The following is a 14248-nucleotide window of genomic DNA, read 5'->3' as shown; positions in this document are numbered from 1 at the left end:
CGGTCTCACCCGGCCACGGCCCGGTGGGCCACCACGTCCTCGATGCGCAGCCGCACCAGGCACTCCCCGGGGCGGGCGTTGCGCGCGCCGAACTCCTCGGCGCGCTCGTCGCCCATGTAACGCCTGCCGATCTCGGTCGCCCACACCATCAGCTCCTCCAGGTCGAGGGAGAGCGTCGCGTTGCCCCTGATGAGCACGTACGAGTAGGGCGGCTGCTGGTCGTCCACGCACAACGCGGTCCGCGGGTCACGGAGCAGGGCCTTGCCCTTGAGGCTGGTCTCCGAGGTGGTGAACACCACGTCGTCCTCGTCGAGCAGGAACCAGACCGGCGTGACGTGCGGCTGGCCCCCGGACCGGGTCACCGCGAGCTTGCCGGTGCGCGTCCCCGTCGTCACGAACTCACGCCATTCGGCGTCACTCATCACGTCCATGTGGATACGCTACGTCACCATGGATGAGCGCCCATACGCCGGGTTCGACGGCCGTGCGGAAGGCGGCGTCCAGCTCGGCGGGGGAGGCGGCGGTCTCGCCGTCCACCCACGCCCGCAACAGCCCCATGTACGCGCCCACCACGCACACCACCAGCAGGTCGAGCCCGCCCGACGGCCGCGCGCCCGCCGCGAGCAGCTCCCTCCTGACGATCTCGGCCAGCAGCCGCTCCCCGTGCGCGAGCAGCGGCCCGCCGCCGCGCCGCCCCAGCAGGGCCCGCACGAGCCGCCCCCGCTCGCGCGCGTGCTCGAACATCGGCAGGCTGAACGCGAACAGCCCGCCCCCGCTGTCCGGCGCGGGCCGCAGGAAGTCGTGGTCGTCCAGGTTGCTGAGCAGCACGTCGTGCTTGTCGGTGAAGTGGGAGTAGAACGTGGAGCGGCCCACGTCGGCGCGCTCGATGACGTCGGTGACGGTCACCGCCTCGTAGCCCTTCTCCAGGATCAGCGCCACCAGCGCCTCCTGGATCAGCCGCCGCGTACGCCGCACCCGCCGGTCTCCGGACACTTTCCCGCTCCCTGTTCGGTATCGCACAGCACGGCCGATCCGCTCGTTGACCCGCCCTCATCATGAACGCATCATTCGATAACGAACAGAATGTCCTGGAGGACATCATGAGCCTCGGCAAGCTGCTGCACCACCACGACGAGCACCCCGACGCCGGCGGCACCATCGACCGGCCGCGCGCGTACGAGATCTCCGCCTCGATCGGGTTCCTCGGCGGCCGTCGCGCCGTCTTCACCCGCCTGGCCGCCGCGGCCCGCCCGCGGCCCGGCGACCGGGTGCTGGACGTCGGCTGCGGCACCGGCTACCTGAGCCGGATCCTGTCCCCGGTGGTCGGCCCCCGCGGCCACGTCACCGGCCTCGACCCCAGCCCCGCCATGATCGAGTACGCCGCCCGCCGCGCCCCGGCCAACTGCGCCTACGTGCAGGGCGAGGGCCAGAGTCCGCCGTTCCCCGACGCCTCGTTCGACCTGGTGATCTCCAGTCTCGCGGTCCACCACATGCCGGCCGAGGCCCGGCCGGAGGCGCTGCGGCAGATGTTCCGCGTGCTGCGGCCGGGCGGGCGGCTGCTGATCGCCGAGTTCCGCCCGCCGACCGTCCGGGCGGCCCGGCGCGTCGTCGGCGCGCTCGCCGGCCCCGCCATGCGCCACGACCCCCGCGACCTGATCAGCGCCCTGATCCCCGGCGCCGGCTTCACCGTGGAGTCCGAAGGGGAGCTGCCGCTGCTCTACTACGTCCGCGCCACCCGGCCGGCGGGCACCGGTACGGTGTGAGCCGTCGGCGCGTCGGAGAGGTGATCGCATGAGGTTGTCCGTGGTGGATCTCGGCACGGTCAAGCCGGGGAGCGACGAGAAGCAGGCGCTGGCCGAGTCGGTACGGTTCGCCCAGCACGCCGAACACCTCGGATACCACCGGATCTGGTTCGCCGAGCACCACGCGAACGCCATGGGCGCCTCCCACCACCCCGAGCTGCTGATCGCCGCCGTGGGCGCGCAGACCTCGCGCATCCGGGTGGGGTCGGGCGCGGTGCTGATGAACCACTACAGCCCGTTCAAGGTCGCCGAGATGTTCAAGCAGCTCGAAGCCATGTTCCCGGGCCGCGTCGACCTCGGCATGGGACGCGCCACGGCCGGCCCCGTCATCGACCTCGCCCTGCAGCGCGACCGCGAACACCCCGCCCAGGCCGACCACGCCCAGCAGGTCGCCGAGACCGTGGCCTGGCTGTACGACGCGTTCCCCGGCGACCACCCGTTCGCGACGGTGAAGCTGATGGCCTCGGTGCCGGAGATCCCGCAGACGTGGCTGCTGGGCTCCAGCCCCAACGGCTCCAACCTCGCGGCCGGGCTCGGCATCGGCTACTGCTTCGCCGGGTTCATCAACCCCCAGGGTGCGGCGCCCGCCCTGCGCCACTACCGCAAGCAGTTCCGTACGCAGGGGCTCGGCCTGAGCGAGCCGCGGGCGATCCTCGCCGTCAACGTCACGGTCGGTGAGACCGCCGCCGAGGCCGCGCGCCTGGCCGGCTCGCCGAAGGCGTACTACGCCCGCCTGTACCGGGGGGACGTCCAGACGCTCGTCCCGACGGCCGACGAGGCGGCCCGCGAGTTGACGGACTCCGAACGCGACGAGCCGACCGCCATCGTCGGGGACCGGTGGCCGAGATTCGTCGCCGGCGACCCCGCCCAGGTCCGCGCCACCCTGGAGCAGATGGCCGCGGAGAGCGGCGCCGACGAGATCATGATCCAGAACATGCTGCCCGACCCGGCCACCCGCCGGCGCTCCCACGAACTCCTCGCCGCCGCCTTCGACCTCTGAGGGCCCCTACAGGTCCTTGCGCATCACGGTGCAGACCGTCTCGTACCAGACCGGCGAACCGCCGGGCCCCTCGGTGTCCCAGGCCTCGACCCGCTGGCCGCAGGGCACGTACTCCAGCCGTTCGTACAGCTTCCGTGCCCGCGGGTTGTCCTCCTCCACGGACAGCTCGGCACGTCGCAACCCCCGCGCGAGGATGCGTCGCTCAAGGGCGTGGATCAGCAGGGAGCCGATCCCGCAGGACCGCAGCGCCGGGTGCACGGTCAACTGCCACAGCGTGCCCGCGTCGGCCACGACCGCGTAGTCGACCCCGCCGAGGGCGACGGGATGGCCGGACGGCGGGCACACGGCCAGGTAGTCGACCCCGCCGGTGCGGCGGCGACCCAACGCGCTCGCCACCTGGGTCAGGTGCGTGGGCGGACCTGCCCAGCCGCACAACGCCAGGTCGTCACGGGTCAGGTCGCGTACGGACAACTTCAGCGTGATCGCGGGCACCCGTCCAGCATGCGGTTCTTCGCTGCGCATTTCTCGTGATTCGACATTTGTGGACCGGTGTCGGTCACGAGGGCGTGGCCCGGTCCCGTGCTCCGCCCTCCAACACCTGGTCGATCCGGGCGGCCAGCTCGACGTCCCGCGCGGTCACCCCACCCGCGCTGTGCGTGGACAGCCGGAACCGGATGCCGCTGTCCGTGCTCTCGATGTCGGGATGATGGTCGAGCACGTCGGCCTCGTTCATCACCGCCTCGCTCAGCCACTCATGGCTGTCCGGCGTCACCGGGACATCCTTGCTCAAGGCGTCGCCGTCACGGCGCCAGCCCTGGAGTGCCGCCAGCGCGGTGTCGATCTCGTCGTCGGTCAGGAGCTCCTCGGCCATGCCTTCCTCCCATGTCGTCGTTCCCGACGATGGGGCTACCACCGGTCGCCGCGTTCACACCTGAGACCCGTTCGCGGGGCCGCTCTCTCCTTCCCGGACGCGTTCGGAGGCGGCGACACTCCTCAGGAGGTGTACGAGGATCTCCTGTACAAGCCCAAGCGGCGCGCCGCCGAGGCCGGTCAGATCACAGGAGCGGGTCGGGGGCCATGGACACCGGCCCCGACAAGAGGCACCATGCCCGACGTGCCGACCCCGGTGTTGCGGCCGGCGGAGACGCGAGATCGCCACGCTGAGCCTCATCGCCAGCCCTCCCCGGCGGACCTGTAGACGTGCCTCGGCCCGGTCGTGAGTCACTCGCTAGAAGGTGGGGAACGTCCGAGGTTCTCCGGTCAGACGGGCGGCCTCCTGCCGGGCGACGGCCGGAGAGACCTTCGGCGGCGTCCGCCTGATCTCCGCCTCCAGCTCCGCCATCACCGTCTCGGCCTGCTGCTTGAGCCGCTGCCGGTAATGCCCCAGATCCTCGCCGAACTTCCTGGCGACGGGCCCGATCCACACGGCGTCGCCGGAGAAGAGGTCGAACGGCTCGTCCAGCGCCGCCCGGAGCCGGGCGACGTGCCGCTCGACGTTGGCCAGCGCTTGCTGCAGGGCCTCGTAACGAGGATTGTCCACCGGCATCTCGGTCATCGTCGCCAACCCATCTCGGCATTACGGGTACGGCGAAGGCCAGGTGATGGAGTATGGGAGCGGCGGGGCCGACGTTCGAAACGGAGACGATCTCGATGGCACCGGTGTGGCGTTGTGCGACTGCCGTGACGCTCCTCACTGCCCTGGCCGGCTGCTCGAGTCCCGATCCCGGCCCGACCGTGGAACAGGCCGGTCAGACCTTGGAGCGGCACATCACGGAGCTGATGGAGACGGTGGACGCGGACGAGACCGTGGTCACCGATCCCGGCGGCAAGGACGTGCCCTGCGGAACGGACGGGGTCAAGCGCACCTACGCCGTGAAATCCACATTCTCCAGACTCGACAGCAACCTTCTCGCCGAGATGGCGGGCACGCTCGGTACGACCTGGGGCTATAAGGTGCACGAGGCCTACAAGTTCGGTTCGCCCAGGACGACGCTCAAGCTCGCTTCGTCCCGCACCAGCATCACCATGGAGACTCTCAGCCAGCACGAGGCCGTGGCGGTGGGTGAAACGGACTGCATCCCGCGCGAATAGCCCGGGCACGATCATCCTTCAGCCTCCTCCGTCGAGGACCCTCTTCAGCTCGGGGTCAATCGTGGACAGGTGATTCTCCGCGTTGGCCCGCTCTCCGGCGAACTTCCTGGACGCCGCGCCGGCCATCTTTCCCAGCATTCGGCGGTCGGCCGCGTCATCGACACTCCCGTTCTCCTTCAACCAGTCCAGGAAGGCCTTGTTCGCCCGTGGGTCCGCGCTGATCTCCGAGTAGGGCCGCAGCCGCCCGTGCTCCTCCACGATGAGCGGGTCGGTCGGAGGTTTGAACCCGACCGGAGGATCCTTCGAGGTGTAGCCCTGTGCGACGAGCCCGGTGGCGAGTTCATACAGGACCGCGCGTGTGTGCGCCAGTTCCTTCTTCTTGACGTCCGGCAGCCGGAGGTCCGGCTCCATCGCCGCGCCGAGGCCGTCCTTGAGCCCCCAGCTCAGGAACATCCAGGCCGCCGCCGCGGGTGTTCCTCCCGCGGTGGGGAGGAACAGCATTCCGGCGTCCATCCCTTTGTCCAGCACCTGTCCGAAGCGTTCGGCGTCCTCCTTGTCCCTGAGGTCAGCGGTGCCGCGGACGGCCTTCAACGCGGAGAACTGCGTGCCCGCGACCGCGCCCAGCCGGGTGAAGACCTGCTCGACCGCCGTCTCCTGCTGCCGCCGATCAGCGGGAGGGAAGGCCAGCAGGTGACGGTCCGTCCGCACGCCCGCCTCGAAGAGTCGCTGAGTGAGCGCCGCCATGCCCTTGTCGAACGGCTCCATGTGGGCATCGTTGTCCGCGAACGTCTTCATGAACCGATAGCTGTCCGCCAGCGACAGACGGAACATCGGGTTCGTTCCGACGAGATTGTCATCGAAGCCGCCGAACCGGCTCGGCAGTTGCGAGTCGGAGTCCAACGGAGACGGGGTCGCGGCGAATTCCGTGGCGTACGCACCCGCGATCTCGGCGAAATACTTGCGCATCTCGTCGTTCTTCAGCAGGCCAGGCCCCTGTGTGATCACCTGGAACGCGAATGCGGCGGCCTTCGCGCTGTGCGCGCCGTCCTTCTCGTCGTACACCCCGGACGCCGCCGCCAGCACGCGGCCGAACGCGTCGCTCGCGGCGGGGTCGCGCGACACGTGCGTGCTCAGCCCCGCGAGATCCGTCACCGTGGCCCGTGCCGCCGTGGGGTTGCGGGACAGGGCGCTGAGGAATCGCCCGGCGACGTCCACCCGGCCCGTGGGAGCGGGCCGCAGGTGGCGGCGGGCCACGGTGGTGAGCCACTGCGTGGCGAAGGCGCCTTCGCTGACGAGCCAGGACAGCGACTCCGCGTCGATCCCTTCCCCGCCCCGCTCGATGTCGCTCATCACCTTGGGGAAGCGGGGATCGGGAGGAACGGCGGCGCCGGCGGCCGCGAACATGCGGCTGAAGTCGCCAAGGACCTTCTTCTCCGCGGGCCCGACGGGGACGCCTGTAGCGGCCGGCCCGAACAGGTCGAGGATGTCCTTGGGCAGGGCCACGGTCCCGGCCGTCCCGAGCTCGCCGAAGAAGGCCGCGGCGAAGTCGGGATCGTCCTTGCGCGTCAGCACGCGTTCGATCAGCTTCTGGAAGCGCTCGGCGGCGTCGTTCGGCCACGGGCTGCTCATGCCACGCTCGGCGTCCTGGACGTACTGCCGATAGAGCGCCCCCATGGCCGCGCCTTCGCGACGGGACTGCTCCGGCGTCGGCATCGTGGCCTCGTCGTAGGTCACGACGCCCGGCGTCCAGCCGGGCAGGCGCCTGCGGATGACGGCGTTGCGGGCCCGTAGCGCCGGCACCTGCCCGCGGACCCAGCGTTCGATCTCCACGAAGGGGGTCAACGTCAGCGTGCCCATCCCCACGCGCGTCAGCTCTGCCCTTATCGCCTGGGTCTGCTCGGCGACGTCCACGCAGGCTCTGTCCATGGCGGCGACGAACGTGTCCATACGATCAGGGTCGATCCCGGACAGCTCGGGATTCCACGGAACCGTCGGATGAGCCACGCGTCGCTCCTCCCTCGACCCCCGGACGACGCCTGGGCCGGGCCATACGACTACGTGGCCCCAAGCTTCCCACAGGTGAGCCGGAAGCACTCCGCCCTATAACTTTTCAGGCACCTGGACCGGCGCCCCGCCTTCACCCGGTGTTGACCTTCGGGTGCGAAGGTGACGCAGAGCACAGCTTCGGCATCACCTAGGAAGTGGTCGCGTGTCCCTGCCCGCTCCGCCCTCCGCCTCGGGACGGACTCCCGCGTGGCGCTACGCCATCGGGATGTTCGGCACTTCCCTCCCGATCAACATGATCAAAGGATCGATGATCCTGTTCTACGTCGACATCCTCGGGCTCGACGTTCGCGCCTACGGCGCGGTCATGGTGGTCTACGCGATCATCGACGCGGTCGACAATCCGCTGCTCGGGCACCTCTCCGACCGCACCCGCAGCAGGTTCGGCCGGCGCCGGCCATGGCTGCTCGCCGGCGCGCCGATGCTCGCGGCCTGCATGATCGCGTTCTTCTCCGCGCCGGCCTCGCTGCAGGGCATCGGCCTCCTGCTGTGGTTCGCGGTGTTCGCGATCCTGTGCGAGGCTTTCGACTCGATGCTCAACGCGAACTACGGCGCGCTCCTCCCCGAGCTGTATCCGCTGGAGCGCGACCGCGCCGTCGCCAACGGTCTGCGCCAGGGCTTCCAGCTCGTGGCGCTGGTGATCTCGCTCGCGGTCACCCCGTTGCTCACGACGGAGGTGTTCGGCACCGAGGAGTCCACCCAGGGCTTCCAGATCACAGCGATCATCTATGGCACGGTCGCCCTCGTCGTGATCGTGTTCATGGCGCTCGGCGCGCGCGAGAGCCCCCGCTACTCCACGCGCGAGCGGCCGCGGCTGCTGCCCAGCGTGTGGTCGATCGTGCGCAACCCGATGTTCTGGAGGGTCGGGCTCACCGGCGCCTGCTACGGGACGGCCATGGCGCTCGTACTCTCGGGCATCCAGCTGTACGTGCGCTACTCGCTCGGCCTCCCGGTCGTCAACGCGCTCTACCTGCAGGGCATCGTCATCCTCGTCTCGGCGGGCGGCCTGGTGGTGTGGACGCGCGTCATCACCCGCCGCGGCGCCCTGTGGACCTGGCGGCTCGCCTTCGCGGTGCTCGCGGCCAGCTTCGCGGCCCTGTTCTTCGCCACCGACCTCGTCACCGCGATCGCCGCGGGGGTGCTCGTCGGGGCCGGGTGGTCGGGAATGCTCGCGACGAACGACCTCATCGTCGCCCGTGTGCTGGACGCCGACGCGGCGCGCGACGGGCAGCACCGCGAGGGGCTCTTCCTGTCCGCGTTCGGCTTCTTCGGCCGGCTCAACGGGATCGTGACCGGGCTCGCGCTCACATCCCTGGGCGTGTTCTTCGGCTACAACTCGGGCGACGACCCCGGCACCGACCCCGGGCTCGCGTTCCGCGTGTACTTATGCGTGTACCCGTTCGTCCTGACGACGATCGGCGCCCTCGCCGCGCGCCTCATCTCCGTCCCGTCCGAGACCCCGCCCGAGGCGGTCGAGCCGCCGCCCGCGGCGGCCGAGCCGGTGGAGCCTCCCCGATGACCCGCCGACTCGTGATCACAGCCGACGATCTGGGCCGCGAACCCGGCACGACGGAGGTCATCGCCGCCCTGCTCGCCGAGGGACACGTCACCGCGACGACGCTCATCTGCGTCTCGCCGATCGCGGAGCAAGCCGCGAACCAGGTCGGGAAGCTCGGCGTCGTGCCACGCCTGCACGTGACACTCACCAGCGAACGCGGAATCCCACGCTGGCGCCCGCTCAACGCCGCGACGAGCCTCGTCGACCCGGACGGCACACTCACCGACGATCCGTTCACTCTCGGAGCCCGCGGCGAGCTCCACGACGTCCTGCAGGAGGCCGACGCGCAGCTGCGCTGGATGCGCGACCGCGGCCTCGTCCCCGAGGCAGCCGACTCCCACGCCGGCACCCTCTACGGCCTGCACGGCAGATCATGGCTCGCCGGGACACTCGAGTGGTGCGCCCGCCACGACCTCGCCTTCCGCCTGCCCCGTGACCCGGTGCCGTACGTCGGCGGGCCCCTCCCGCCGCCCCTCGCGGCAGCACACGAACGCGCCGTCGCCCTCGCCGACGCCCTGGGCGTCCCCATCCCGCGGACCATCGCGACCAACCGCCGCACGGCACAGGAGCTCGCAGGTACGCGCAACTCCGAGACGACTACCTCCGCCGCCTCGCTTCTCTCCCCGAAGGCACCAGCGAGCTGTTCCTGCACCCGTCCCGCGAAGACGCGGTCACAGGACCGGACGGCATCGTACGAACCTGGGAGACGCGCCTGCTACGCGACCCGGCTTGGCACAACGCCCTCGAAAGCGAAGACGTCGAGATCGTCGCAGGCTGGTGGACCTGACGCCTCCGGCCCGGCCGCGAGCGGCCGGCTCCGGCGACGCCTCTTCCGCCAGGGTTCATCACGTGCTCCCGGTGGCGTCATCAGCGCTTCGCGGACGATCTCTTGAATCGTGTGCTGCCCTTGATCGAACGGGGCGTAGGCGGGGGCATCGCCTCCGCGTCTTCTTTTGACCAGAGGTTCCCATGAAAATGATGGTCTCGAACCATCGGCATATGAAGCCACTGATGGTGGCGCTCGCCGCGGCGACCACGCTGGCGGTCTCACCCGCCGCCGCGTACGCGGACACCAGTCAGCCCGCGCCGGTCACCGGCGGGATTCCGTTGATCGACACGGCCGAGAAGATCGGTCCTGGGATCGACCTGCGGCACATCAAGGCGCTCGACCAGAAGGGCTGGTACGACGCGCAGTTCTTAACAGTGGACCTGTCCAACGGCGCGGTCGGCACGGACCTGCTGACCGCCGGACCGGTCGCGTTCGGCGGGCCGCTCAGCGTGGCCGCCAACAAGGCCGGCGCCGTCGCGGGCGTCAACGGCGAGTTCTTCGACATCGGCAACTCCAACGCGGCGCTCGGTGGCGAGGTCCAGAACGGGCAGCTGATCAAGACCGCCGACATCGGCGGCCGGCAGCACGTCGGCGTCAGCAACGACGGCATCGCCCAGCTCGTGGACCTCACGGTCAACGCGACCGCGAACTTCGCGGGCGCGGACCACACCGTCCTGTCGATCAACGCCGCGAACGGCGGCGGGGTCCCCGCGGACGGCCTGATCGCGTTCACGTCCGCGTGGGGCGACTACAGCCGCAACCGCGGCCTGGCCGGTGTGAGCAACGACCAGATCGCCGAAGTCCTGGTCCAGAACGGCGCGGTCGTGTCGGTCACGCCGACCGGCCCCGCGGGCTCTGGAACGATCCCGGACGACGGCCTCGTGCTCGTCGGCCGCGGCGCCGCGGCGCTCGCGATCCGCGCGCTGCAGCCCGGCGACCCGGTGACGCTCAGCTACGAGCTCGCCGACGACATCGCCAGGACGATGAAGTTCGCGCTCGGCCACGGAGGCACCATCGTCTCCGGCGGCCAGGTCGTCGGCGGCCTCGACCCGGCCATCGCCCCGCGCACCGCGCTCGGCTTCAAGGACGGCGGTCGCACGCTCGTCCTCGCCACCTGGGACGGCCCGGGCGGCACCGGCAAGGGCGGCGTCGGCATCGACAAGGAGGCGCGCGACCTCGTCGCGATGGGCGTGGAGACCGCGGTCAACCTCGACGGCGGCGGTTCGACCACCATGGTCGCCCGCGCGCTCGGCGAGAACGACGCGACCGTCCGCAACGTCCCGTCCGACGGCCAGGAGCGCAACGACCCGAACGGCGTGGGAGTGTTCGTCGCGAAGGGCGACGGCAGGCTGCACCGGCTCCTCGTCAAGCCCGCGCCGGGTGCGGCGTCGGCCGACGGCGGCGTGAAGGTCTTCCCAGGGCTGCACCGCGCGCTCGTCGCGCAGGGCGTCGACGACCACGAGACGCCGGTGGAGGTCGACCCGAAGTCCGTACGGTGGTCCGCCCACGGAGCCTCCGTCAAGGGCGGCACGCTCGCGGCCTCGGCCAAGGCGCACGGCCGGATCAGGGTCGACGCGCAGGTGGGCCACGAGAAGGCGCGCCAGGAGGTCACCGTCCTCGGCCCGGTCAACAGCGTCGAGCTGTCGTCCCAGCGCCTGTCGATCCCCGACGCGACGCCGGAGCACGCGGTCACCGTCTCCGTGACCGGCCGCGACGACCAGGGCTACACGGCCCCGATCGACCCGCAAGACCTCGCGCTCGACTATGACCACGGCGTCGTCGACATCCAGCCCGCGGACGGCAAGCTGAAGATCACCCCGCTCACCGCCGGGGGCACGATCCTCACGGTCTCGGTCGGCGGCACGTCGGTCCAGCTCCCGATCACGGTCGGCGTCCAGACCACGACGGTCTACGACTTCGGCGACGACGTGCTCGCCCGCTGGCGCAACAACAGCACCGCGGCCACGACGTTCTCGGTGGACCCCGACGGCCTGCGGATCGACTTCAACGCGATGCGCAACGTGGGCGTCACGGCCGCGTCGGCGGCGCTGCGGATCCCGGTGCCCGGCCAGCCGCTGCGCGTGCGGGTGCGGATCAAGTCGAGCATCAGCGTGCCGAACGGCCTGACCTACCTGGCCTACAACGACGCGAACGGCAAGGGCGGCGGCGTCTACGGCACCGCCCTGACCGCGAGCGACGACTACCAGGACGCGACGTTCACGCTGCCGGCGAACGCGGCGTTCCCGATCTCGATCTCGGGCTTCCAGGGCATCAACACGAGCGTCGCCCAGCAGAAGGCGGGCACGTTCGTCCTGGACCGCATCGAGGCCGACATCCCGACGTCGATCGAGCTGCCCGCCCAGCCCGACCTGCGGCCCGACCCGCTGATCTCCGGCGACGGCTCACTGATCGAGGGCCACGACACGTGGCAGTTCGCCACGCTGTCGGACGTGCAGTTCACCGCCGACAACCCGGCGCTGGCCCAGGTCGCGACGGCCGCCATCAAGCGGATCCGCCAGACGAGGCCGGACCTGATCGTCCTCAACGGCGACGTCACCGACCGTGGCCTGCCGCAGGACCTCGCGCTCGCCCGCCAGGTGCTCACCGACGCGGGGTGCGACCTCGTCCCGGTCGGCCAGGAGCCGCCGGAGAACAGCACACCGGACCCGAAGGCCGGCTCGATCCCCTGCTACTACGTGCCGGGCAACCACGAGTCCTACGGCCTCAACAACACCCAGTCCGACCTGACGAACTTCGTCAACGAGTTCGGCCGGCCGTACCGGACGTTCGACCACAAGGGCACCCGGTTCGTCCTGCTCGCCAGCTCCCTCGGGTCGCTGCGCGGGACGGCGTGGGACCAGCTCCCGATGGTGCAGGAGGCGCTCGCCGACGCCGAGAAGGACCGGTCGGTGCACAACGTCCTGGTGTTCGCCCACCACCCGGTGGACGACCCCGCCGAGGCGAAGTCCAGCCAGCTCGGCGACCGCGACGAGGTCGCGCTCATCGAGAACATGCTCACGGACTTCCGTGACTCCACGGGCAAGGGCGCCGCGATGTTCGGATCGCACGCCCAGATCGCCCACGTCCACCGCGTCGAAGGCGTCCCGTACATGGTGCTGCCCTCGTCGGGCAAGGACCCGTACGGCACCCCGGACCGGGGCGGTTTCACCGGTTGGGTCGACTGGTCCGTCGACCCGCGGCAGGACGCGGACGAGCAGTGGCTCGAGGCCGAGGTGCGCGCCTTCGCGCAGTCCGTCACCCTCGACACCCCGGACTCGCTGGAGGTGAACGAGACGGCGCAGCTCTCGGGCAGCATCGTCCAGCCGGAGGGCGTCTCGGCGGGCACGCGCGTGGTGCCGCTGCGGTACCCGATGTCGGTCGACTGGAGCGGCTCGTCCAACCTGGCGATCGGCAGCGGGAAGGACGCCGTCGAGTCGGCCCGCCGCAAGGGCAAGGTCGCCATCCTCGACCCGCAGACCCGTACGCTCACCGCCCTGAACCGCGGCACGGTGACCGTGACGGTGACGAACGAGTCGATGCGCCCCTACACCGACGACAGCTCGCTCGCGCCGATCACGACGTCGAAGACCATCCAGGTCGTACGCGGCAGAAGATGACCATCACCTCGCCCACCCGCGCGTGACATCACTCGCCCACCCAGACAGGCCCGCGGCATCCGTCGCGGGCCTGCCTCGTTGAGGGCGGAAAAGCCGCTCGGCCACGACGCGATGACGGCCCCGCCGTCCGCGACCGGCTGATCTCCACGGCTCCGCGGCCGGGCTCCGCCCCACCTTCGGATCGGGTTCCGAGCGGTCGGCCCTCCGCGGGCCTCCGCGGCCCTCGTCAGGCTCGGAAGCCGGTCAGCACCCGTTCGGCCTGCTCCATCATGTCTCTGACGATCTCCGCGGCGGGCTTGATCTCGTGGACCAGGCCGACGCCCTGTCCCATCAGCCAGGGCATCTCCTCCCAGTCGGCCTCCGTCTCCGGAACCGGCAGCAGCAGGCCGAACTTGCGCATCGCCGTCTCCTCGCCCTGCACGACCGTACTGCCGACCCGTTCCAGGGAATCGAGATCTGCCGGGATCTCCGCCGGCCGGTCGTCCCACTCGGACACCACGCGGTTGCGCTGGAGGCGCATCGGGTTGAACTGTGGGAACTCCGGCCCGAAGATCGACGTGAGCACCGAGCTGTCGCCCGTGGCGGCGAGCAGCCGCCGGTGGTGCTCGGGATGCACGCGGGCCTCACGAGAGGCGACCATCCGGGTCCCGACCCACACCCCGTCCGCCCCCAGGCACAGGGCGGCGGCGACCTGCCGCCCGTCCGTGATCCCGCCCGCGGCCAGGACCATCGCGCGCTCGCCCACGGCGTCCACGATGGCGGGCACGTTGACCATGGTCGGCAGGCCGCCGTAGTTGTGCCCGCCGGCCTCCCAGCCCTGGGCGATGACGGCCTCGGCCCCGTCGTCCACGGCCAGCCGGGCGGCGTCGGCGGAGCCGATCTGCTCCCACACCGACACCCCGGCCTCGTGCAGCGGCTTCAACCAGTCCGCGGGCGGATGACCCCAGTGGAACGAGACGATCGGCACGCGCTCCTCCGCGCACACCGCGATCTGCTCGGCGGTGCCGAAGAAGGTGATGAGGTTGACGTTGAACGGCGCCCCTCCCGTCCGGTTCCTGACCTCGCGGATGAGTTCCCGGAGCTGGTCGGGGGGCATGAGCGCGGCTCCGATCGCGCCGATGCCGCCCGCCTTGGTGACCGCCGTGGGCAGATCGGGCGTCTCACCCACGAAGGCCATTCCAGCGCAGGCGAACGGGTACGGGGTGGCGTACCTCGCCGTAAGTCTGGTGGACAGCACGGACATGGAGGCGTCCTTCCTCGAGTTCTCCGCCCATCGTGGTGCCTGCT

Annotated in this window: 13 protein-coding genes; 6 read left to right on the top strand and 7 right to left on the bottom strand. The window is 70.7% G+C overall.

The genetic code is table 11. The annotated features are described in order from the left end of the window. Nucleotides 1-5: 5 nt before the first annotated feature. Both ACIBP6_RS19820 and ACIBP6_RS19815 read right to left on the bottom strand, forming a co-directional pair. On the bottom strand, nt 6-431 hold the full coding sequence (locus tag ACIBP6_RS19820; RefSeq protein ID WP_397054022.1) for a PPOX class F420-dependent oxidoreductase: 426 nt from the start codon (nt 429-431) through the stop codon (nt 6-8). Next, on the bottom strand, nt 415-993 hold the full coding sequence (locus ACIBP6_RS19815; protein WP_397054020.1) for a TetR/AcrR family transcriptional regulator: 579 nt from the start codon (nt 991-993) through the stop codon (nt 415-417). The genes ACIBP6_RS19820 and ACIBP6_RS19815 overlap by 17 nt, the downstream gene beginning before the upstream one ends. 107 nt (nt 994-1100) lie before the next feature. Here ACIBP6_RS19815 and ACIBP6_RS19810 point away from each other — a divergent pair, with 107 nt between their 5' ends. Both ACIBP6_RS19810 and ACIBP6_RS19805 read left to right on the top strand, forming a co-directional pair. Further along, nucleotides 1101-1763, top strand: a complete 663-nt coding sequence (locus ACIBP6_RS19810; RefSeq protein WP_397054018.1) for a class I SAM-dependent methyltransferase — start codon at nt 1101-1103, stop codon at nt 1761-1763. 28 nt (nt 1764-1791) lie between these two features. Further along, entirely contained in the window at nt 1792-2802 is a 1011-nt protein-coding gene (locus ACIBP6_RS19805; RefSeq protein ID WP_397054016.1) for an LLM class flavin-dependent oxidoreductase, read from the top strand. A 6-nt stretch (nt 2803-2808) separates the two neighbouring features. Here the strand turns inward: ACIBP6_RS19805 and ACIBP6_RS19800 are convergent, their stop codons facing one another. The 3 genes from ACIBP6_RS19800 to ACIBP6_RS19790 all read right to left on the bottom strand — a co-directional run bounded on the left by ACIBP6_RS19800 (nt 2809) and on the right by ACIBP6_RS19790 (nt 4357). Then, a complete protein-coding gene (locus ACIBP6_RS19800; protein WP_397054014.1) occupies nt 2809-3294 on the bottom strand; it encodes a GNAT family N-acetyltransferase in 486 nt (161 codons plus the stop codon). 64 nt (nt 3295-3358) lie between these two features. After that, nucleotides 3359-3673 carry a 4a-hydroxytetrahydrobiopterin dehydratase gene (locus ACIBP6_RS19795; RefSeq protein WP_397054012.1) on the bottom strand — a complete coding sequence of 105 codons (315 nt, stop codon included), beginning with the start codon at nt 3671-3673 and terminating at the stop codon, nt 3359-3361. Between the two features lie 357 nt (nt 3674-4030). Then, nucleotides 4031-4357 carry a hypothetical protein gene (locus tag ACIBP6_RS19790; protein WP_397054010.1) on the bottom strand — a complete coding sequence of 109 codons (327 nt, stop codon included), beginning with the start codon at nt 4355-4357 and terminating at the stop codon, nt 4031-4033. A 53-nt stretch (nt 4358-4410) separates the two neighbouring features. Between ACIBP6_RS19790 and ACIBP6_RS19785 the strand changes: the two genes are divergently transcribed. Continuing rightward, on the top strand, nt 4411-4893 hold the full coding sequence (locus ACIBP6_RS19785; protein WP_397054008.1) for a hypothetical protein: 483 nt from the start codon (nt 4411-4413) through the stop codon (nt 4891-4893). Nucleotides 4894-4911: 18 nt separating this feature from the next. On the opposite strand, the gene ACIBP6_RS19780 is transcribed toward ACIBP6_RS19785, so the two are convergent. Next, nucleotides 4912-6840, bottom strand: coding sequence for a hypothetical protein (locus tag ACIBP6_RS19780; RefSeq protein ID WP_397054006.1), 1929 nt, complete (start codon nt 6838-6840; stop codon nt 4912-4914). A 262-nt stretch (nt 6841-7102) separates the two neighbouring features. Between ACIBP6_RS19780 and ACIBP6_RS19775 the strand changes: the two genes are divergently transcribed. From ACIBP6_RS19775 to ACIBP6_RS19765, 3 genes are all read left to right on the top strand, one after another. Continuing rightward, on the top strand, nt 7103-8476 hold the full coding sequence (locus ACIBP6_RS19775; protein WP_397054004.1) for an MFS transporter: 1374 nt from the start codon (nt 7103-7105) through the stop codon (nt 8474-8476). Further along, the gene (locus ACIBP6_RS19770; RefSeq protein WP_397054002.1) at nt 8473-9408 is read left to right on the top strand and encodes a ChbG/HpnK family deacetylase; all 936 of its coding nucleotides are present in this window, start codon (nt 8473-8475) and stop codon (nt 9406-9408) included. Before ACIBP6_RS19775 ends, ACIBP6_RS19770 begins: the two co-directional genes overlap by 4 nt. Nucleotides 9409-9514: 106 nt before the next feature. Beyond that, a complete protein-coding gene (locus tag ACIBP6_RS19765; protein ID WP_397054000.1) occupies nt 9515-12961 on the top strand; it encodes a phosphodiester glycosidase family protein in 3447 nt (1148 codons plus the stop codon). 226 nt (nt 12962-13187) lie between these two features. Here the strand turns inward: ACIBP6_RS19765 and ACIBP6_RS19760 are convergent, their stop codons facing one another. Further along, a complete protein-coding gene (locus ACIBP6_RS19760) occupies nt 13188-14204 on the bottom strand; it encodes an NAD(P)H-dependent flavin oxidoreductase (protein ID WP_397053998.1) in 1017 nt (338 codons plus the stop codon). Between the last annotated feature and the right edge of the window lie 44 nt (nt 14205-14248).

Source organism: Nonomuraea terrae, assembly GCF_044465245.1.
Lineage (GTDB): Bacteria > Actinomycetota > Actinomycetes > Streptosporangiales > Streptosporangiaceae > Nonomuraea > Nonomuraea terrae.
This window is presented reverse-complemented; position numbering and strand designations above follow the sequence as displayed.

What these genes read in the sequence shown, in the direction of transcription:
- ACIBP6_RS19820 (WP_397054022.1), bottom strand. Translation starts at nt 431, where the DNA reads ATGGACGTGATGAGTGACGCCGAATGGCGTGAGTTCGTGACGACGGGG.
- ACIBP6_RS19810 (WP_397054018.1), top strand. Translation starts at nt 1,101, where the DNA reads ATGAGCCTCGGCAAGCTGCTGCACCACCACGACGAGCACCCCGACGCC.
- ACIBP6_RS19805 (WP_397054016.1), top strand. Translation starts at nt 1,792, where the DNA reads ATGAGGTTGTCCGTGGTGGATCTCGGCACGGTCAAGCCGGGGAGCGAC.
- ACIBP6_RS19795 (WP_397054012.1), bottom strand. Translation starts at nt 3,673, where the DNA reads ATGGCCGAGGAGCTCCTGACCGACGACGAGATCGACACCGCGCTGGCG.
- ACIBP6_RS19790 (WP_397054010.1), bottom strand. Translation starts at nt 4,357, where the DNA reads ATGACCGAGATGCCGGTGGACAATCCTCGTTACGAGGCCCTGCAGCAA.
- ACIBP6_RS19785 (WP_397054008.1), top strand. Translation starts at nt 4,411, where the DNA reads ATGGGAGCGGCGGGGCCGACGTTCGAAACGGAGACGATCTCGATGGCA.
- ACIBP6_RS19780 (WP_397054006.1), bottom strand. Translation starts at nt 6,840, where the DNA reads ATGGACACGTTCGTCGCCGCCATGGACAGAGCCTGCGTGGACGTCGCC.
- ACIBP6_RS19770 (WP_397054002.1), top strand. Translation starts at nt 8,473, where the DNA reads ATGACCCGCCGACTCGTGATCACAGCCGACGATCTGGGCCGCGAACCC.
- ACIBP6_RS19765 (WP_397054000.1), top strand. Translation starts at nt 9,515, where the DNA reads ATGAAGCCACTGATGGTGGCGCTCGCCGCGGCGACCACGCTGGCGGTC.
- ACIBP6_RS19760 (WP_397053998.1), bottom strand. Translation starts at nt 14,204, where the DNA reads ATGTCCGTGCTGTCCACCAGACTTACGGCGAGGTACGCCACCCCGTAC.